This window comes from Aerosakkonema sp. BLCC-F183 (assembly GCF_041929145.1).
GTDB lineage: Bacteria > Cyanobacteriota > Cyanobacteriia > Cyanobacteriales > Aerosakkonemataceae > Aerosakkonema.
On the sequence record NZ_JBHFNU010000046.1, the window covers coordinates 32,797 to 53,143 of the forward strand.

The window sequence follows — 20,347 nt, forward strand, 5'->3', positions numbered from 1 at the left end:
AATCAATTTTAGATTTTAGATTTTGGATTTGAGAAACCCGGTTTTTGAGAAAAATCGGGTTTCTAGAAGCAGGTGAACCTCACCCCCTAGCCCCCTCTCCGTGGCGGAGAGGGGGCTAGGGGGTGAGGTTCTACGTCGGTAGAACATTCTTTTCAAAAATTGCTGTCGGAACTGCAATAGTACAACAAGCATTGGGAATATCTACAATTCCGCTAATTCTTCCCTCTACTGGTGCAGAACCTAAAAGCAAATAAATCTGCTCTCCCGTGTAGCCAAACTTCTTGAAATATTCGATCGCATTCAAACAAGCACGGCGATAAGCAACATGAGCATCTAGATAATATTGCTGTCCGGTAAATTCATCAACAGAAATGCCTTCAAACACCAAATATTCCGAATAGCGAGGCTCAACTGGGCCAGGTTTGAAAATTGGATTTGTCAGACCGTATTTTTCCACGCCGCCTTTAATCAAATCGACGTGCAAATCGAGGTAACCAGCCATTTCGATCGCACCGCAGAAAGAAATCTCTCCATCCCCTTGTGCAAAGTGAATATCTCCCATTGAAAGTTTCGCACCTTCCACATAAACTGGAAAGTAAATGCGCGAACCTTTTGACAAATTTTTGATATCGCAATTGCCGCCGTGTTCGCGGGGTGGAACAGTTCGCGCCGCTTCTTGGGCAATTCGATCGTATTCAGCACCCTTTAACGAACCGAGAATCGCATTTTTCGGGTTAGGCAATGCTGCTAAAGGCGGTACTCGATTGGGATTGGTTGCTACCAAATCGGCTTCCCGCTTATTCCAAGTAGCTAACAAATCGTGAGATGGCGCACAACCGATCAATCCGGGGTGCGGAATTCCGGCAAATTTCACATTAGGAATATGACGAGATTTTGTATAAATTCCTTGAATATCCCAAATAGCTTTCTGTGCGACTGGGAAATGTTCTGTGAGGAAACCGCCGCCATTTTCCCTAGCAAAAATTCCGGTAAAACCCCATTCGTAATCCAGTAAAGTTCCTACATCTAAGATATCAACAATTAGGATATCTCCTGGCTCGGCACCGTTCACATAAATAGGGCCGCTCAATACGTGAACAACTGTTAAATCGACATCGCGCACATCGTTGGGGCTGTCGTTGTTGCCGATTTGTCCGTCCGTCCAATCTTTGCATTCTATCCGAAATACAGCGCCAGGATTGACAGAAACTACTGCCGGAATATCGGGATGCCAGCGATTGTGACCTACCAACGGTTGATCGGTAAATGGCTTGTTCAAGTCTACTTTGAAGAGAACTTCAGGCATAGTAGTACCGCGATTTTCTATTTTTATTTGATGTTTTGCCCTCGCCTCAGTTGAGATTAAATTCCTGCGGCGATAATAAACTGTAGCTTTTAATACCGAAAATCACGAGAATTTGTAACTATTTATTTATGGGATCGATTACGAACGCTCTAGAAATTATTGAGATAGTTTAAAAAATAAATAGTTTTTTAAACTGATTATAAAAAGTTTTGTTTTTTAGGCGGCCAAGTCAGGTATAATTGTGAATTGAAAATTTACTTCAGGAGTTAGGCACTCTCAAGGCAAAAACCCGGTTTCTTTTCGGAAGCCTGCGGGGAGACAGGTCTCCTTTATTGCGATGAGAGAAAATTATTGGAAGCAAGATTGACATAGACGAGGGTAAGGCAAAAGTTCTTGTGACAAGCAGGCTGAGCGTGGCGATCGCTCGTCCTATCCTTTCTTTTTCCATCCTCGCTCGATCGCTGCGATCGCCATAACCAGGAAGCGTTGACTTATAAAGATGAGATCTTTTATCTGTCTGGCATTATTAACTTTTCTGCTCGTGACGGCTATTTTTCCCGCAGTCGCGCAAGTTGCCGATTTTAGATTTTCGGTGATTCCAAATATTATATCTTTTAGCGAAATGAAAAATCTGTCTCCCATCCTTTCTATTGATAAGAGAAGGGATAGGCGAGAGGGTTTTCCAACTGTTTTAGAAGACGGAAAAAAATTATACGATGCGGGAAGGTTTTCGGATGCAGTTGCTGTCTGGGAAAAGGCGGCAGAAAGTTATCGAGAAAAGAACGATCGCCTCTACCTGGCTCTCACTTTAAATTATCTCTCTAACGCTTATCAAGAGTTGGGACAGTGGGAGAAGGCAAAAGATGCGATCGCGCAAAGCCTCAATCTCTTAACAAATTCAGCAACTCGTCAGCACTCAGCACTAATTTTCGCTCAAGCTTTGAATTCTCAAGGTAGTCTTCAGTTAGCTATGGGACAAACAGAAGCTGCTTTGGATAGTTGGAAACAAGCCGAAAATGCTTATGAAAAAGCTGGTGATGCAGCGGGAATTCTGGGGAGTAAAATTAACCAAGCACAAGCTTTGCAAGCTTTTGGTCAATATCAGCGTGCTAAAACTAATTTAGAAAATGCAAATAAAAACTTGGGATCTTTACCAGATTCAATCTTAAAATCTGTAGGATTGCGAAGTCTGGGAGAAGCGCTGCAAGTTTTGGGAGATTTGCCTAAGTCTGAAGAAGTATTAAAGCAAAGTTTGGCACTCGCGCAAAAATTAAATTCTCCTACGGAAACGAGCGCTGCTCTTTTTAGTTTGGGAAATCATGCCAAAAGTGCTGGAGATAGTAAAGCGGCTTTGGATTTTTATCAACAAGCAGCTGCGATCGCACCCAGTCCTATTGCCAAATTGGAAACTTTACTAAATCTATTTAACTTAAGGATAGAAACCAAAGAGCAAGAAAATATCCCATCTTTAATATCCCAAATTCAGACGGAAATTTCTAAGCTAAACCCCAGCCGAGCGGCTGTTTACGCTCAAGTTAATTTTGCTGAAACTTTGATGAAGTTATCATTAGTCAGCCAGTGGCCAGGGTTAAATCAAGCAGAACAAATAACCAACAAAAGAGAAGGTAATGCAAGCATTGCTAAATTATTAGCTACAGCAGTTCAACAAGCAAGATCTCTCAAAGATGCCAGAGCGGAATCCTATGCTTTGGTAGCGTTGGGTAAATTATATCAACAAAATCAACAGCAATCGGATGCGGAAAATTTGACTCGGCAAGCGTTAACAATTGCACAGGCTATTAGCGCCAATGATATTACTGCTCGCGCTGCTTGGCAATTAGGTAAAATTTTAAAACAAGAAGGTCGAAATGAGGATGCGATCGCTGCTTACACGCAAGCAGTTAAAACTTTGCAAATTCTCCGCAGCGACTTGGTAGCTACTAATACAAACCTACAGTTTTCTTTTCGAGAAAGTGTCGAACCTGTCTATCGCGAGCTAGTTGGGTTATTGCTAGATGAAAGCTCCGAATACTCTGCTGCATTAACGGAAAATTCAAAATCCAAAATTCCCAATCGCATCGCTCAAGCTCGCGAGTTAATTGAAGCGCTACAACTAGCAGAATTAGACAATTATTTTCGAGAAGCTTGCTTAAATGTCAAACCGCAACAAATTGATGCGATCGATCGGCAAGCCGCAGTAATTTACCCGATTATTTTGAGCGATCGTTTAGAAGTTATCTTATCTTTGCCTGGGAAACCTCTGCGCCACTACAAAACCGATTTGCCCGAAAGTAAAGTAGAAAGTGTTCTCGAGCAATTGCTAGAATCAATAAACCCAGTTTTTTCCCTCGAAGAGCTTTGGCAAGTATCCCAACAAGTTTATGATTGGCTGATCCGACCGGCAGAAACAGATTTAGCTACAAGTGGAATTAAAACTTTGGTGTTTGTGCTGGATGGTTCTTTGCGAAATCTGCCAATGTCAATTCTTTATGACGGTCAAAAATATCTAATTGAAAAATACAGTATCGCTCTAACTCCCGGTTTGCAATTACTACCAACGCGATCGATCTCTGGCAAGCACCTAGAAGTTTTAACCGCCGGACTTACTGAGTCTAGAAGTGGGTTTTCCGCTTTACCGGGAGTCGAGGCGGAGTTAAAAAGAATCGCATCGGAACTGCCTTCCCAAATACTTTTGAATCAGCAGTTTAGCGAAGAAAACTTATCTACGCAAATAAAAGCGGCTTCATTCCCGATCGTACATTTAGCCACTCACGGTCAATTCAGTTCTAACCCAGATGAAACATTTATTCTTGCTTGGGATAAGAAACTGAACGTCCGCAGGTTTGAAGAAATATTACGGTCTAGAGAAGGAAAACAAACCAGTGCGATCGAATTGCTTGTCCTGAGTGCCTGTCAAACTGCCGCCGGGGATAATCGCGCTGCTTTGGGATTGGCAGGAGTAGCGCTCAAATCCGGCGCACGCACTACTTTAGCGACCTTGTGGTCGGTAAAAGATTTATCCACCGCCACCCTCATCACCGAGTTTTACTCTCAACTTGGCCAACCTCATGTTACCAAAGCGGAAGCTCTCCGTCGCGCTCAACTATCATTGTTAAAAACACCCCAATTCGAGCATCCGTTCTACTGGTCTCCCTTTGTTTTGGTAGGAAATTGGTTATAAGAGCGGTGGAAAAATGTAAAAATGTTTTTACATAAGCTTAATCAAAACTTTGTAATTGTTATACATAATCAAGATATAGTGATTATAATACCTTAAGATGTTTTAGCTCCAGGGATTAAATTATGAGCGGAACCAAAAAATTTCTACCTCTGACGATATTTTCGCTGGCCTTATCTTCACAAATCCTGGTGAGTTTGGGTGTAGCAAAGCAATCACAGGCAAAATTTATACCGAGTAACGAAAATCACAATCAACTAAAGTCATCAATCCAGATAAATTTTGAGCCGCCGAGCGACGGAAAACCGAGCGATACTGCCGGGGGCGCATCGCGCAGTCCGGACGGTAAGGTTTGTCCTCAAGATGCAAAAGCAAACACACCTTGGATAGCCCCACTGATGCCAACCAGTACGCAAGCAAAAACAGCCGCAAAGCGTCCGACATTATTTGTTTATGTGCCGGAAACTTCAGCTAGAAAAGTATTTTTTAGTTTGAGGGATGACAACAAAAAAAATATTTATCGAACAATGCTGACAATTACTGGCCAAGCGGGTATTGTCAGTATTAAAATACCGGATGAAGCACCGGAGTTAGAAACCGGCAAGAATTACAAGTGGTACTTTGTGGTCGTATGTGGAAATACAGTCAGACCAGATAGTCCGGGAGTGGAGGGAGAGATCCGTCGAGTCGAACCGAATCCGGAACTAAACAGTCAGATAGAAAAAGCGACACCAGTAGAGCGTGCAGCTTTGTACAACAACGAAGGGCTTTGGTACGATACAATTGCAACTGTGGCTGAGCTAAAGCGATCGCAACCCCAAGATACAAAGATAACAACTATGTGGGAAGAATTGTTAAAATCGGTGGGATTAGAAGCGGTTTCAAAAAAGCCACTATTAAACTAGAAACTTTTTTTCTAGTTTGAAATCCGAATGTTACCCAATCCTATACTTCGCCTACTCCAACGATCGATCGGACAATGGCGCGGCGTACTGATTACCGCACCAAGCATTGCTGGGCTAGCAATTCTCGCTAACTCAGTAGGTTTGTTTCAAATGCTGGAATGGGCGACTTTGGATTTATATTTTCGCCAGCGACCTTTTGAGCCGATCGACGAGCGGATCGTTATTGTCAGGGTGGATGAGTACGACATCAAACAAATTGGCAAATGGCCCATTCCTGATACTGTGTTGGCAAAAGCGATCGAGAACTTGAAAGCACAGCAACCGCGAGCGATCGGTTTAGATATTTATAGAGACTTACCAGTACAACCCGGTCATCAGAAATTAGAGCAAGTTTTCAAGTCCACACCGAACTTGATCGGTGTTGAGAAAGTGGTTGGGAATAACGTTGCCCCACCACCAACCTTGAGCAAACTAGGTCAAGTTGCCTTCGCCGATTTAGTATTGGATGCTGATGGCAAAGTGCGTCGAGGTTTGATGTCTGTCAAACTTGAAGAAAATCAAACAAAACTAAGTTTGAGCGCTCGTTTGAGTTTAATGTATTTGCAAGCCAAAGGAATTACTTTACAAACGAAGAAACCGGGCGAGTTGCAATTAGGTAAAGCTGTATTTACCCCTTTTAGAGGAAATGATGGTGGCTATGTTCGCGCTAATTATGGTGGCTACCAAGTTTTGTTGAACTATCGCGGATTGGAGAATAAATTTCATCAAATATCAATAACTGATGTTTTGGCAAATCGAATATCGCTAGACTTACTGTCCGATCGCATAGTGCTGATCGGCGCAACCGGACAAAGTTTTAACGACCTGTTTCTAACTCCTTACAGTCGCAGTTCGCTCGGCACTGCAAAGCAAATTCCTGGTGTATTTATTCATGCCAATTTAATCAGCCAGACCTTAAGTGCAGCACTGGAAGGACGGGCGCTCATAAAAGTATGGCCTGAACCGCTGGAGTGGTGGTGGATTTTTTTTTGGTCTACCTGCGGCGCAATTTTAGCTTCAATTTTCCCTCTCAAACGATACACACTTGGGAGCATTTTCCTGCTTGGGTGCGGTTTGAGCAGCGGTTATTACCTAGCATTCTTGAGTGGCTGGTGGATTCCCGCAGTTCCCTCACTTTTAGCTTTGGTGGGTTCTGCTGTTGTTAATACTGGCTATATTCTCATCGAAAATTTGCAAATTTACCATAAAAAATTAGAGGATTATTCGCGCACGTTAGAAGAAAAAGTAAAAGAACGCACAGTGGAATTAGAACGAAAAAAAGATGAGCTAGAGCAACAGGCGATCGAACTTGCCAAAGCCAAAGAAATTGCTGTTGCCGCTAACGCCGCCAAAAGCGCCTTCCTGGCAAGTATGAGCCACGAACTTCGCACCCCCCTCAACGCTATTCTCGGCTTTACCCAGCTGATGGCTCGCGATGCTTCTCTGTCTAAAGAAAATCAAGAATACATAGGTATCATCAATCGTAGTGGCGAGCATTTATTGGGTCTGATTAACGATGTTTTAGAAATGTCCAAAATCGAATTAGGACGGCTAGAACTGAATGAAAATAACTTAGATTTATACAACCTAATCGACTCTGTAAAAGAATTGTTTCAACTTAAAGCTGAATCCAAAGGCTTAGAGTTAATATTTGATGTAGAAATGGATGTGCCTCAATATATCATTACTGATGGCAAGAAATTACGACAAATTTTAATAAATTTACTGTCAAACTCTATTAAATTTACCGAGCGCGGTAGTGTGATATTGTACGTAAACAGTTTAAGTGAATCCTCTCCAAATAACGCTAAATTAAATCAAAAATTTTCCACTTTATTATTTAAAGTGGAAGATACTGGCTTTGGCATTGCTCCAGAAGAAATAAATAGTTTATTTGAAGCGTTTGTCCAAACAGAAACAGGTCGTAAATCTCAACAAGGAACAGGTTTGGGATTAGCAATCAGCAAACAATTTGTAGAACAGATGGGAGGAAAAATTAGCGTTCAAAGCCAGGTGGGTAAAGGAACCATTTTTACATTCAGTATTCAGGTGCAAGCAGCGTTGGCAACCGAAAATATAAAAGCAGAACCAACAGCGATCGCACTAGCACCCAATACCCCAAGATATCGCATCTTGGTAGTAGACGATCGATATGAAAATCGTCTACTATTAGTTAAATTACTCGAATCCATCGGCTTCTTTGTGCGCGAAGCTAGCAACGGTGAAGAAGCAATTGCGATTTGGTCATATTTTGAACCCCACTTAATTTGGATGGATATAAAGATGCCAGTTATGGACGGTTATGAAGCAACTAAAATAATCAAAGCCACACCACAAGGGAAATCCACCATAATTATTGCCCTAACTGCTAGCGCCTTGAAACACGAACGCGAATTTATGTCTGAAGCTGGTTATGATGATTTTTTACTCAAACCATTTTCGGAAAATTTGCTTTTAAAGAAAATGGCGGAATACTTAAGTATTTCCTACGTCTATGCAGGAGAAGAAGAAACCGATTCACAACCATCCAAAAATCTTTATTCTGCCCTAACAATCGAAGATTTGTGCGTGATGTCATCTTCTTGGGTACAAGAACTATATGACGCAGCATTAACCTGCGATGATGGGCAAATCATGGAACTAATCAAGGAAATTCCACAATCAAATACAAATTTGGTTCGCGCCCTAACCGATTTGGCGCACGACTTTCGCTTTGACGTACTTATAGATTTAAGTATGAAATTAATCAATGAATAGCAAGTAGCGGACGTAAAATGTTGAAAAAGTTACTCAAAGCCTAAATTCTCCCGCCTTCAGCGCCTCATAAAGATCGAAGTCTGCCTGTCGCACCACATAACTAGGGGCGTCAACTGGCAGACTCCCTCCAACTTGATATTGGTAGTTTGAGTTTTGTGCTGAGTTCATTTGGACTGAAACGGCAGGCTCAATTTCACTCACCAGTCTACCGTTTTTGTTCGAGCTTGTAAAAACAAGTAATCTCAGAGCCAAAAAATATTAAGTCAGCGTCCAAACCCCATCCCAATCTTCCGATGGAGGATGTTGCAGCAAATACTGACAGCGTTTCAGAAACATAGCTGAGGGTTTGTCGTTAATTTTCATATCCTCCACAATAACTGCAAACTCATTCATTGCCCGCCGAAACTTGCGATTCAGATAATGTTCGCGTCCTTGATTGTAATGTTCGATCGCTTTTTGCTTCTCCTCAGAAATTACATCAGCACACAACCCCAAAACTTCGTAAATAGCTATTGGTTGGTTTCTCCCTTTGGCATGAATGTAATCGAGTTCTCTAGCCCTGATCCTTTCCGAGCAACTTTCGTATGTACTTTTACTAATAACGATATCGCAGCCATAATCCTTACTCAGACCTTCCAGATAAGCCGCGATATTTACGCCATCTCCGATGACAGTAAATTGGTTTAGTTTGCTGGAACCAATATTACCAGTGATGAGGGGATCGGAATTGATGCCAATACCTATTTGGATTGCTGGTTTTTTCTTCGCCACAAGATTGGCATTAAATTCTGCTAAACTTTGGCGCATTTCTAGGGCACTTTGCACTGTCATCCAGGCACGAGCTTCTAAATGCGAGGTTGCACCAAAAGTCACCATTATTAAATCGCCAATGTATTTATCTAAGGTGCCTTTGTATTTAATAACGACGTTTGACATTACCTCAAAATATTCGTTAAGCAGACCGATTACCTCTACTGGCTCCATGTTTTCCGTCAAAGTAGAGAAACTGCGGATACCTGAGAATAAAATCGAAACATCCCGGCGCTCTCCCTGAAATTTGGCCTCATCCATTCTAGGTAACTCCTGTATCAATTGCTGAGCCATATAGCGCTATATTCTACTCCTAAAGGGTTTCTCACACTGATGTCCCAACTCACCCCAAACATCGCCAACTTCAGTTTTAGTGGAGGCTTCAGTCAGTGTACTTATATATAAAGTGACTGTAAAAGGCTTTTGACGCCATGAGTAGCGACATGGATATAATTGACCTGCGTCAACATAGTAGAGAGATTTACATCACTGACTTGAGAACCTTAAGTAAATCCAGCTACTCCAAGTTGCCATCCAGACTGACGCGATTGCAAGCATCAGCTGCTACACTCCCACTGGTGATGAGCGTCAAATTGAGTTTTGTTTTGTAATATCAAAATTTTCAATTTTTTGTTGTAAATTATTAATTATTAATACAAAAATCGATCGTACACCTAATCCGAGTATAAATACCCGCTGCATATAACATTACTTTACAGGCATTACCTGCTGTTTATCTTAATAAAGAAAAATAGTAAAATCACGGAATCAGTGATATTTTTTTATACCCAAACTAAACTTGTGTAGGGATGCACTCGATCGCATTTGTTATGCGCTGTTACCTCTTGACTCAACAATTGTCGGTTCATCGACTCCCACCGGAGCTACCTCCTTGGCCCCCTCTCGTATCCGGAGACCCTGGAGACGCCGGGTCATACGCGGCTAAGATCGTCTCAATATGGATGTCACCTCTAATAGCCATTTTAGCGACACAGCTATCAGTCTCCAAGCTGCATTGCACGCTTTTATTACTTTTCAAATCGGCGCTGAGGGCATCCGAACCGCTAAGCAGGACTATTCCAAGAATGATGAGTAGTTTGTTCATTTGTTCCTTCCTTTTCAATTTGAAGCTCTTAGATGAAAAGTTTATCTGATGAGTTCCTTATATTCCATCCCACTTTTTATTGATTTGATAAAGATTGTTTAATGAAATGGAAAAGATCAGGTTATAACCCCAATTTCGAGAGGTATTTTTATTGCCCGTAAAATTTCAGCCAATTATTGATTCAACGCAGAAAGTGCTGACCCTAACTCTGGCACAACTCAAGAGTATATTGACGCTAGTTTAGATTTCTACGGTACTAGCTAATTCTCGCTGTGCAAATGCTGGTAAATATTAATCGCCACCCCGATAAGTCATGCACTCCACCTTAATTTTTACATATTTACCAGGGGAGCACAGTAATTATAGTCACTGTATAGCACTGATGACAATCCCTTTGTGATGAGATATCAGTGCGATCGGCCTCTTCAACGGCCTTTGGAGCAAATTTTTGATGCTTCCGGATAAGTAGCCAGGTAATTCTTCAGCCAGTCGCAGCCCCGCTTCAGCAGCTCGTCCAATCCTTCCACACGCCACAGCCGCACCATACCATCCATTCCTACCGTCGCCAGGTAGCGCCCATCTCGGCTAAAGCTAAGACTGTAAACGCTGCCTTGATGCCCAACAAATTTATTAATCCGCTGCCCCGACAGAAAACGCATCTGTGCCGTACCATCCTGTCCTGCGGTAGCCAAACGCTGTCCATCCGGGCTAAAAACTGCACTTAGAACCCCGCCTTGATAAGTATTAAATCCATCCAGCTGCTTCCCAGACAAATTCCAAAGCTTAACAGTAGTGTCTGCGCCTGTTGTAACGAGGCGCTGTCCATCCGGGCTAAAGCTCACGCTCAACACTCCATCTCCATCTGCCTTGATTCTAAGCAGCTCCTGCCCCGACAAATTCCACAGTCGAACTGTGCCGTCTCTTCCAGCTGTGGCCAAGCGCTGCCCATCGGGACTAAAACTTACACTCCAGATTGATTTCTTATGACCCTTAAATTCTATTGGCTGCTGCCCGGAGAAGTTCCAAAGTCGAGCCGTGCCATTTTCCCCAGCTATGGCGAGGCGCTTTCCATCCGGGCTAAAACTGACAACGTAAACTCTGCCACGATGACCGCTCAATAGAGTTAGCTGCTGCCCAGACAAGTTCCAAACTCTCACCGTACCATCGTTCCCTGCTGTGGCGAGGCGTTGGCCATCGGGACTGAAAGTGACGCTATTAACCCCACCCGTATGACCGCTGAACTCAGCCATCTGCTTGCCAGACAAGTTCCAGAGTCGGGCTTTGCCATCCTGTCCTGCTGTCGCCAGACGCTGACCATCCGGACTGAAACTCACGCTCCAAGCCTCGCTCTTATGTCCTCGCCATTGAGTCAGTTGCTGTCTTGATAGCTTCTGCGGGTTAGACAAGTCCCACAGTCGCGCAGTCCCGTCTGCTCCTGCTGTGGCTAAGCTTTGTCCGTCCGGGCTAAAACTCACGCTCAAAACCCAGTTTTCGTGACCGTTTAATTCAGCCAGCTGCTTACCGGATAAGTCTCGAAGTCGGACTGTGCCGTCTGCACTTCCAGTAGCTAAGCTCTGACCGTCAGGGCTATAGCTCACACTCAAAACCCAGTCCTTATTTTTCCATTCAGCCAGCTGCTGGCCGGACAAATTCCAAAATCGAATCGTGCTATCTAATCCTGTAGTAACTAAACTTTTTCCATCCGGGCTAAAACTGAGGCTGAGGACTGTCTGTTGATGACCTTTGAATACAGCCAGCTGCTTGCCGGACAAGTTCCAAAGTCTGGCGGTACGATCCTCTCCTGCTGTGGCTATGCGCTGGCCATCGGGACTGAATTTCACGCTCCAGATTTCTGTTTGATGGCCTTTGAATACAGCCAGCTGCTTGCCAGAGAGGTTCCAAAGTCTGACGATGCCGTCTTCTGCTGCGGTAACTAAACGCTGTCCGTTCGGACTCAAACTTATGCTCGTGACTTTACCCTGATGACCTGTTAATTTAGCCAGTTGTTTGCCAGCAAGGTTCCAAAGTCGGACGGTGCCATCTTCGCCGGCGGTGATGAGGCGCTGTCCGTCCGGACTGAAACTCACTCCTCTGACTTTACCCTGATGACCTGTTAATTTAGCTAGTTGTTTGCCAGAAAGGTTCCAAAGTCGAGCGGTGCCGTCTTCTCCTACGGTAGCTAAGAGTTTACCATTGGGGCTGAAACTGACGCTGTAGACTCGACCGCGATGACCGATGAACTGACTTCGCTCGCGGATATTGTCCAAAATCGTTTGTAAAACCCACAAAGGACTGGTGGCTGGATAGTTTTTCATACCTGGGTAGTCTTTCACCATTTCTTTCAATCCTTGTCCAGCCTCCATACCTAAGAGTAAGGCTTCTATTTCTTGACGATCGATCAGAAATTTTCCGACAGCAGTAACCGATTTCTGCTCTAGATCGAAGCTTTTTTGTGCTTGGTTCAAGTTTTCCTGTGCTTGGTTCAAGTTTTCCTGTGCTTGTTTTATGTTTGTGCTAGCCCACACTACTACTGCGATTGCCAAAACTGAGATTACAGCTAATCCCGCTAAACCTTTGCGAATTGTTCGCCTTGCTTTCTGTTCTGCTTCAGCTAGTATCCGATTAGCTTCTATCTGTATATCTAGCGCAATTTGAACTTGCAATTTGTCTAATTCTTGACTGGCAGCTAAGAATTGATAATCGCGATCGCTCAAACTTTTACCCGCTGCCCACGCCAGTGCATCTTGCAAAGCCTGTCCGTGCAACAGGCGCGATCGATCTTGACAATCTGAAGCTAACCAAGCTGTTAATCCTTCTGAATAAGGTCTGAGATTTTCTAGTTCTTTTTCAACCCAATTTTGATTAAAAACACATTCATAGATGCGGTTATAAACTTTTAACTTTCCTTGTTCTTCTACTACCAACCCCGACAAGCGCAACTCCATTTGCTCGGAACTGTCATCGGCGATTAGTTCTCCCTGTTGTAAAATTTGGTGATACAGCCCCAGCAGCCTCGCTGTGCGCTGCCCATTCTTAAAAATGCGATCGGATATTGTTCTCAAATGTTCTGGTTCATCTTGGTTTTCCCAATTCTCGATGATTCGCGATCGCACCAAATCTTCAATCGACTCGGCTTCTCTCTCTGGATGCTTTGCCAACAAATAGTTGGGAGATGAGGTATCGGATAAAATTAGTTGGCAAACTTTTTGTGTGAGAAACGGTTGTCCACCCGTCCACGCTAAAATCTCTTTCAGTACAGTGGTAGTATCGCTTACTTTTCCTGATAAACCTATCGCTAACGATCCTGCTTCGTGCAGCTGAAAGCCTTTTAATTCAATAGCTCGACCAATATTAAACGGCGTCCGATTCTTATCGGTAATCAAATCGCTTGGTGTTGCCACTCCCAATAAAGCAAAAGAAAGACGTTTGTATTCTGGTTTGTCGGCACGTTTGTTATAGCAAGCTCTAATAAATGCAAAAAAATCGTCTATAGTAAAATTTAAACCCAAAACACTATCAATTTCATCCACAAAAATGACAATACTTGCCGATATTTCTGTTAGCAAAACTTCTTCGGTAAACTCGCTGAAACGTTGCACGGAAGAAAGATGATCGCGAGCCGGCCACCAATTTCTTAAATTAAATTTATCGCCGAGGTTAAAACTACTGACCAAGTTACGAATAAGACTCGCATACCATTGATCTGGTGTAATATGCTGACTGCCAATCTTGTTGAGATCGATCGCAGCACAAGCAATTCCATCTGCTTGCAGCCTTTTCATAGTTTGCACTCGCAAGCTAGACTTACCCATTTGTCGGCAATTCAGCACGTAACAAAATTGGCCAGACTTCAAACCGTTGTATAAATCTTCATCTGCCTTTCGCCTCACGTAGGTGGGAAAGTCAGGAGGCAAACTTCCGCCAACTTGATACTGAGACATTAAGTTTGGTTCTGCGTTTAGCAAATAATTACTCAAATCTCCATTATTAGCATTTTTAATCCATATATGTCAACCAAATATTATGCTTGATGCCAGGATATATCTACGCTACCAAAATTAACAACCAAGGCTACATTTAAATTTTCCAATGACTTAACAAACCACATAATATCTTTTAAAGTCTGAGATTCATAATGATTGAATAAAATGGAAAAGCGCTTTTCTAAATCGGGTTTAACTTTACGGGAAAGCAGCACAATTTTGAGCAACAAGCTTGTTGTTTCGAGCGTACCGAGGTTAGAAATTAAATCTATAAAAACATAGTGGTTGGGTTGCTGCGGACTTTCTACAACTAGAAAATTGAATAATTGGCTGCAAGTGCGAACAAGTAAAAACTCGTTCAATTTCTGAGAATCATTTTCTGAAAAGGAGTTTTTTAAGCACTTAGACAACCGCTGATTGAATTGACGATTTCCATATTCTGCCTGTATAGAAGCAATTAAATATTCGTATAAATCTGCTTTAAAAGCTTGGTAAGATTTCGTTTGTTTATGATAATTCAGGAAGATTCCAGCTAAATCGCGATAAGTGTAAGAGCCTTCCACTTTGCCACCAAACTTTTTCAACGCCAAGAATAATTCGCGATCGCTCAACAAGGTTGGGTTTGGCAGTGGTTGTATAATTTGGACATCTTTAACAGGATGAGAAGCTATTTCCGATATTCTCATTAAATAAGGTACGTATTGAGATAAATTAACCTCAAATTGTCGCTGTTTTTGAGCTTGAATTTCCCGAATAATTTGCTGATGCTCGAAAGAGCTATTTTGCACAAGTAAATTATGTGAAAATAAGTAAGGATATCGATGAATTAATCTACCCAAAGATGGATTGTCTTCTTTGCGCTCTGCCTCGTGTATTGGTTCGACAACTTTTACCAAACGTTGCATAGCCAAATACTCGTTACTTTCCCGGAACTGACTTACTAGCTCTCGCAAACGCATGACTACGCGAGAACGAGAAGCTACTCCTTGAAAGCGGGGCAAAGCATTTTTAAATAAAGCCACTAGCTCTGCGATCGCAGCTTGCTTTTGAAATTGTATTTGCCAGCGGTTGATCAAAATATAGCAACAACGACAAAGCAGATTTTTAAACTCTATTTCGTTGGATAAAATAGCGATAATTCTGTATAAAGCAGCTTCAATCTCCGGGTCGGGATACCCCACACCATCGATAAATAATTTGTGGAAACGCTCGATCAATTCGCTTGGCGATTCCTTTTGGACGCAATAAAGTAAGTGATCGTATATAATTTGTTCGTCTCCGACTGTCCGGCGCTCGTAAGAAAGTTTGGGAGATGATATTTTAGGGGAAGCCGGGTTAGTTAGAATCAGGGGAGGTGGAGTAGAAGCAATAGATTTCGTAGTTAGGGATGGGCGATCGGCTTTCGGTTCTCGGTTATCTTTATTTAGCCATTTTTGATGACTGATAAGCGATTGCTGATGGTTGATTTGGGATTGGTTATTTGTCGGATTTTCTAACTTTTTCTTCTTCTCGTCTCGGTTTAAGAGAGGGAGGGTTTGCGTTTCTAAAACATTGGTAATTTTGACCAGGTTTTGTATACTTTTTTTCACTCCCGAAGCCTTTTGCTGACTGGCGCTCAAAAATTGATTATCCTGTGCGCTTAATTTTTTATCTGCCGCCCAAGTTAAACCTTTGTGTAATTCTTCCCCAGTTAATAAAAGCGTTTCATCCTGACAACCAGAAGCTAACCAAGATGTCAGCGCCACTTTATAAGGACGCAAATTACCTAGTTGTGTTTCAACCCAGCTTAAATTAAAAATTTCTGCGTAAATGCGACTATAAACTCTCAGTACAGACTGAGAATATTTTTTTCCTGGTTGCTTGACTACCAATCCGGTAAGACGCAATTCCATTTGTGCGGGAGTATCGTCAGCCGGGATTTCTTCATTGAGTAGAATTTGCTGATATAGTGTCAGTAGCTGACTCGGATCGGAACTTCCTCGCACCAAGCGATCGCTAATTGTCCGTAAATGCTCCGGTTCGTCCTGCGCTTCCCAATTTTCAATAACTCGCGATCGCACGAGTTTTTCCACCCATAACCTTTCCGCACATGGAGGAATAAAAGAAATTTCCTGAAGCACAAGTTTGCAAACTTTTTGGGTGAGAAAAGGTTTACCCCCCGTCCAACCTAATATCTCTTTTAACACCGCTTGGGGATTGTTCGTTTTTTCCGCCAATCCTTTCGCTAAAGGAAGGCTTTCATGCACTTGAAAACCACTAAGTTGAATTGCCCGACCGATGTTAAAAGGAGTGCGGTTTTTATCTTGAATTAATTCTGAAGGAGTAGCTACGCCAATTAAAGCGAAAGTAAGACGCTTGTACTCCGGGTAGTCGGCGCGATGGTTATAACAAGACCGAATCGCTGCAAAAAAATCATCTACTTTAAAATTTAAGCTGAGAATGCAATCGATTTCATCTATAAAAATGACAATATTTTGGCTTATTTCTACTAGCAATGCCTGCTCGATAAATTCGCTGAAGCGTTGCACGGGGGAAAGTAAATCGCGATCGCGCCACCAAGTACGCAAATTAATCTTATCCGCAATATTGAAACCGATCGTCAAACTGCGAACTACACCCGCATACCACTGATCCGCCGTGAGATTTTGGGAACCGATCTTCGTCAAGTCGATCCCCGCACAGGCGACACCCTCCTGTTGCAATCGGCGCATGGTTTGTACCCGCAAGCTAGACTTGCCCATTTGCCGAGAGTTGAGAACATAACAAAATTCGCCCGCCTTCAATCCCTCGTAGAAATCTGTATCTGCCTGCCTCTGCACGTAAGTAGAAGCATCAGCAGGTAGACTTCCTCCGACTTGATAATGGGAGGCAGAGGTTTCTAGGGTCGTCATAAATAAATTTGATATTAATTTGGTCAACCGATCGCATTGTCCCCATCTCACAAACACCTTACTTCATCTTAGAGTCGATGGAAGCTATATAAAGCATTCAAAAATGTTCAAAAATAAACAATGGCTTCCACAAAAAAGTCAAATACAGGCGACCCCAACAGTCGCCCTTAACAAAGGCAAAACTTTAGCCGATTTCTAAGCGATCGCGAAAATAGAATCGATACAAATCGCACCGAGGCGTCACCTCATTACCTTGCAAATGCACTAAACCCATACTGTGTAACTTAAACGCTTGTAGCGACTCTAACCGCACCGGCGTATTAAGAGCAACCACCTGTGCCATCGCTGTTGCCAGATCTGGATGCTGTTGCAAATTCCACAAGTGGCGTCGCAAATGATCTCCGTACATTCCAGCTTCTGTAGGAGACGTTTCCAGCAACTGCTTTAGCGTCATATCCCGTCGCCGAATATGATAGAGAGCCAATCGCACGAGATAAGGATGTCCGCCTACCATTGTCATCAATTTCTCAACTTGGGCAGTATCCCAATCCAGATCGTGCCATCTTGTCAAATCGTATACCTGCTGCGGCGTAAACTCTGGCAACTCGATCGGCAAACCCACATTAAACGGCGATTGGTTGATACTCAGGGGAATGTAAACTTCCGTCGAGTGTACGACTACCAAACGCAGCTTTTTCCAAATATCGCGGTTTTTCGCATCCTCGTGCCACGCTCGCAACAGTCCGAAAAAGTCTGAGGCAATTTCGGGATGTTGGAACACATAATCGACTTCATCCAACCCCAACACCAACGGATTGTTTATATTTTCCAACAAATACTCTTCAAAGTAAGCCGTACAGTTATCTTTACTGCCAAAAATTTCATCCCAATAATCATTGATGCGATTTGGCAAACGCAGTCTTCTACAGATAGATGCACAAAACCATTTTAAGAATTTATCCAAGTCTGCGAACACTTTTCCATCCGCTAGCTGAAAGCTTAAAGGCACAATTTGGCAGCCAGACTGGGAGGCATAATGGAGAATTCTCGCCATCAGCGAAGTTTTGCCCATCTGTCGCGGTGCTTTGATGCGGATCAGGGCACCCGGTTGTAAAATCGTCTCGTAGCAGCGAGATTCGATCGGCGGTCGCTCTACATAAAAAGCAGAAGCCAAATCTACTTGACCTTCTGGCAATTCTGGAACTTGGGGCAGTTCCGGTGTCGCCATCGGAACTGGTTTACCATCCGGGCCACACGATGCTGGGGGTGGGTTTGGCCCAGGTTCCGGCGATTCCTCCGGGACTCGACCTTCTGCCACCAAACGCATCACTTCTTGAATAAGATTTGAAGTATCGACAGACGATCGCCACTCTCGCTGCTGAATGCGATTTAAATAACCCCGCAGATTGTAGTTCAACGGCGAACTCAGCGGAAAATTGACGCGGATCGGTAAAATCACTGGCTTACCCTCCGGATTGGCTTCCCGCAATTCCTTGGCCCGTCGCACCTCCTCTGTTACCATTTCGCTGGTAACAGACTGCTCGGACAGCAGCAGCAGCAAATAATCGCACTGCGTTAATTCCGCATCAATGCGCTGCGGCCATCCTTCTCCCAGCCGAATGCTGTGTCCGGCCATAAATGCTTTGTGTCCGGCAGCTTTTAAAGCTTCGTAAAACTGCTGCGCGAGGCTCACGTCTGGTTCGTGGCTGCGATAGCTGATGAAAACTCTTTTAGGTAAAGATAACGGCAGAATTTGGTAAACTAGCATCGGTTCTGCTATTCCCTTTAGCTCCCGCACCTCCTTATACATTCCCGGCAAAGGCAGGTGATTTTTGACGACATCGTAAACTGTCTGGGAAATACATATACCTCCCGGTTTCGCTACTACTTGCAGGCGAGCGGCGATATTCACTCCATTTCCCTTGACCTGAGTGCCAAAAAAAGCTACATCTCCCAGATGAATACCAATCCGATGCTTTAGCACATCATGGGCAGGTAGTTCGGCAGCAGCAACAAAAAGTGCTTTTTGAATTTCTATGGCGCACGCCACCGCATTGGCTGCACTCGCAAAGCACATAAATAACCCATCACCCGTGTCAGCAACAACCCGGCCTTGAAAACGCTGACATATTTCACTCATCAGGTCAAGGTCGCGGTTGGTTAAAGCGAGGGCATGAGCTTGGTCGATCGCCACTCTGGAAGTATAGCCCTCTACATCTGTAAAAACGATGGCGGCGAGGGTACTTTCTGCTCCCAGATTCGGCAGTGCGGCATTTTCTATTGGTTCCATAGGCGCAGTGTCGCGAGTACCGGCAGAGTGAGGGATAGTCTAATGAGTACAGTTTAATCGGATTGCAGGAGAGAAAATGTTTAACAAATGCGGCGGAATTCCCCATCCGCCTAGTGGTGGGGATGGATAGCCGGGAAATAGCTCGGACTTACCGCTTGCGGTAAGTCCGAGCTATTTCCCAATTTTCGGATTAGTCTTATCGCTAAGTACATATTGTGATATCATAAAAAAACTAGGAGGTAATATTGAGTGTTGCATCAAGCCGTAAAAGTCCGTTTATATCCAACCAAAGAGCAGCAAACATCCCTAGCACAAACATTTGGATGCTCGCGGTGGTGGTGGAATTATGCTTTGAATAAGTCAATTGAAACTTATAAAGAAACAGGTAAAGGACTTGGACGTTCAGCACTCAATGCACTATTACCTGAACTAAAAAAAGCCGCAGAAACTTGTTGGTTAGCTGATTGTTACAGTCAAGTTTTGCAAGCTACAACACTCAATTTGACCGCAGCATATAAAAACTTTTTTGAGCAACGTGCTGGGTTTCCTAAATTCAAATCTAAGCACGGTCAACAGTCTATTCAGTATCCTCAAAACGTCAAAATCGTAAATGGTAATGTAAAACTCCCAGGCAATATTGGCATAATCAAAGCCAAGATACATCGACCAATTGAAGGGAAGATTAAGACTGTAACTATCAGCCAAACCCCATCAGGTAAATATTTGGCATCTATCCTTACTGAAGTAGAAGAAAAATACCCTACTACAACAGAAGGAAAGATTTATGGCATTGATTTAGGAGTCAAGCATTTCGCTGTGGTAACTGACGGCCAAAAGGTTTCTAAATATGACAAACCCAGACACATTGCTAAACATGAAAAAAACCTGAAACGCAAGCAAAAGAAATTAGCACGTAAACAAAAAGGGAGTAATTCTCGAAACAAATATCGTAAAGTTGTTGCCAAAGTGTCCGAACGGGTTAGTAACTCACGGCAAGATTTTCTGCATAAACTTAGTTACAAGTTGGTCAGCGATAGCCAAGCTGTCATAGTAGAAAATCTTCATGTCAAGGGCATGGTTCGC

General features: G+C 43.2%; 12 protein-coding genes. 5 read left to right on the top strand and 7 right to left on the bottom strand.

The features are described from left to right. Positions 1-130: 130 nt before the first annotated feature. The gene (gene fmdA / locus ACE1CD_RS12925) at positions 131-1,306 is read right to left on the bottom strand and encodes a formamidase (RefSeq protein ID WP_374824516.1); all 1,176 of its coding nucleotides are present in this window, start codon (positions 1,304-1,306) and stop codon (positions 131-133) included. Positions 1,307-1,805: 499 nt separating this feature from the next. On the opposite strand from fmdA, the gene ACE1CD_RS12930 reads away from it, so the two are divergent. From ACE1CD_RS12930 to ACE1CD_RS12940, 3 genes are all read left to right on the top strand, one after another. After that, positions 1,806-4,487 carry a CHAT domain-containing protein gene (locus tag ACE1CD_RS12930; protein ID WP_374824519.1) on the top strand — a complete coding sequence of 894 codons (2,682 nt, stop codon included), beginning with the start codon at positions 1,806-1,808 and terminating at the stop codon, positions 4,485-4,487. Between the two features lie 122 nt (positions 4,488-4,609). Beyond that, the gene (locus ACE1CD_RS12935; protein WP_374824522.1) at positions 4,610-5,389 is read left to right on the top strand and encodes a DUF928 domain-containing protein; all 780 of its coding nucleotides are present in this window, start codon (positions 4,610-4,612) and stop codon (positions 5,387-5,389) included. Between the two features lie 27 nt (positions 5,390-5,416). After that, positions 5,417-8,185, top strand: a complete 2,769-nt coding sequence (locus ACE1CD_RS12940; protein WP_374824525.1) for a CHASE2 domain-containing protein — start codon at positions 5,417-5,419, stop codon at positions 8,183-8,185. A gap of 33 nt (positions 8,186-8,218) precedes the next feature. Here ACE1CD_RS12940 and ACE1CD_RS12945 read toward each other — a convergent pair whose 3' ends face one another. Beyond that, a complete protein-coding gene (locus tag ACE1CD_RS12945; protein WP_374794458.1) occupies positions 8,219-8,386 on the bottom strand; it encodes a hypothetical protein in 168 nt (55 codons plus the stop codon). Between the two features lie 57 nt (positions 8,387-8,443). Beyond that, positions 8,444-9,256 (bottom strand): adenylate/guanylate cyclase domain-containing protein, encoded by an 813-nt coding sequence (locus tag ACE1CD_RS12950; protein ID WP_374824528.1) that lies wholly within the window; start codon positions 9,254-9,256, stop codon positions 8,444-8,446. A 170-nt stretch (positions 9,257-9,426) separates the two neighbouring features. On the opposite strand from ACE1CD_RS12950, the gene ACE1CD_RS12955 reads away from it, so the two are divergent. Beyond that, positions 9,427-9,606 (top strand): hypothetical protein, encoded by a 180-nt coding sequence (locus ACE1CD_RS12955; protein ID WP_374794450.1) that lies wholly within the window; start codon positions 9,427-9,429, stop codon positions 9,604-9,606. A 254-nt stretch (positions 9,607-9,860) separates the two neighbouring features. Here the strand turns inward: ACE1CD_RS12955 and ACE1CD_RS12960 are convergent, their stop codons facing one another. The 4 genes from ACE1CD_RS12960 to ACE1CD_RS12975 all read right to left on the bottom strand — a co-directional run bounded on the left by ACE1CD_RS12960 (position 9,861) and on the right by ACE1CD_RS12975 (position 19,264). Next, positions 9,861-10,100 (bottom strand): hypothetical protein, encoded by a 240-nt coding sequence (locus tag ACE1CD_RS12960; RefSeq protein WP_374794451.1) that lies wholly within the window; start codon positions 10,098-10,100, stop codon positions 9,861-9,863. A 425-nt stretch (positions 10,101-10,525) separates the two neighbouring features. Further along, complete coding sequence (locus ACE1CD_RS12965) at positions 10,526-14,041, bottom strand: AAA-like domain-containing protein (protein WP_374824531.1); 3,516 nt, start codon at positions 14,039-14,041, stop codon at positions 10,526-10,528. A gap of 80 nt (positions 14,042-14,121) precedes the next feature. Then, entirely contained in the window at positions 14,122-16,974 is a 2,853-nt protein-coding gene (locus ACE1CD_RS12970) for an AAA-like domain-containing protein (protein ID WP_374794453.1), read from the bottom strand. 184 nt (positions 16,975-17,158) lie between these two features. Beyond that, positions 17,159-19,264 (bottom strand): AAA-like domain-containing protein, encoded by a 2,106-nt coding sequence (locus tag ACE1CD_RS12975; RefSeq protein ID WP_374794454.1) that lies wholly within the window; start codon positions 19,262-19,264, stop codon positions 17,159-17,161. Positions 19,265-19,513: 249 nt separating this feature from the next. Between ACE1CD_RS12975 and ACE1CD_RS12980 the strand changes: the two genes are divergently transcribed. Further along, on the top strand, positions 19,514-20,347 hold an 834-nt coding region (locus ACE1CD_RS12980; RefSeq protein ID WP_374824534.1), incomplete at its 3' end, for an RNA-guided endonuclease InsQ/TnpB family protein.

What these genes read in the sequence shown, in the direction of transcription:
- fmdA (WP_374824516.1), bottom strand. Translation starts at nt 1,306, where the DNA reads ATGCCTGAAGTTCTCTTCAAAGTAGACTTGAACAAGCCATTTACCGAT.
- ACE1CD_RS12930 (WP_374824519.1), top strand. Translation starts at nt 1,806, where the DNA reads ATGAGATCTTTTATCTGTCTGGCATTATTAACTTTTCTGCTCGTGACG.
- ACE1CD_RS12935 (WP_374824522.1), top strand. Translation starts at nt 4,610, where the DNA reads ATGAGCGGAACCAAAAAATTTCTACCTCTGACGATATTTTCGCTGGCC.
- ACE1CD_RS12940 (WP_374824525.1), top strand. Translation starts at nt 5,417, where the DNA reads ATGTTACCCAATCCTATACTTCGCCTACTCCAACGATCGATCGGACAA.
- ACE1CD_RS12950 (WP_374824528.1), bottom strand. Translation starts at nt 9,256, where the DNA reads ATGGATGAGGCCAAATTTCAGGGAGAGCGCCGGGATGTTTCGATTTTA.
- ACE1CD_RS12955 (WP_374794450.1), top strand. Translation starts at nt 9,427, where the DNA reads ATGAGTAGCGACATGGATATAATTGACCTGCGTCAACATAGTAGAGAG.
- ACE1CD_RS12960 (WP_374794451.1), bottom strand. Translation starts at nt 10,100, where the DNA reads ATGAACAAACTACTCATCATTCTTGGAATAGTCCTGCTTAGCGGTTCG.
- ACE1CD_RS12965 (WP_374824531.1), bottom strand. Translation starts at nt 14,041, where the DNA reads ATGTCTCAGTATCAAGTTGGCGGAAGTTTGCCTCCTGACTTTCCCACC.
- ACE1CD_RS12970 (WP_374794453.1), bottom strand. Translation starts at nt 16,974, where the DNA reads ATGACGACCCTAGAAACCTCTGCCTCCCATTATCAAGTCGGAGGAAGT.
- ACE1CD_RS12975 (WP_374794454.1), bottom strand. Translation starts at nt 19,264, where the DNA reads ATGGAACCAATAGAAAATGCCGCACTGCCGAATCTGGGAGCAGAAAGT.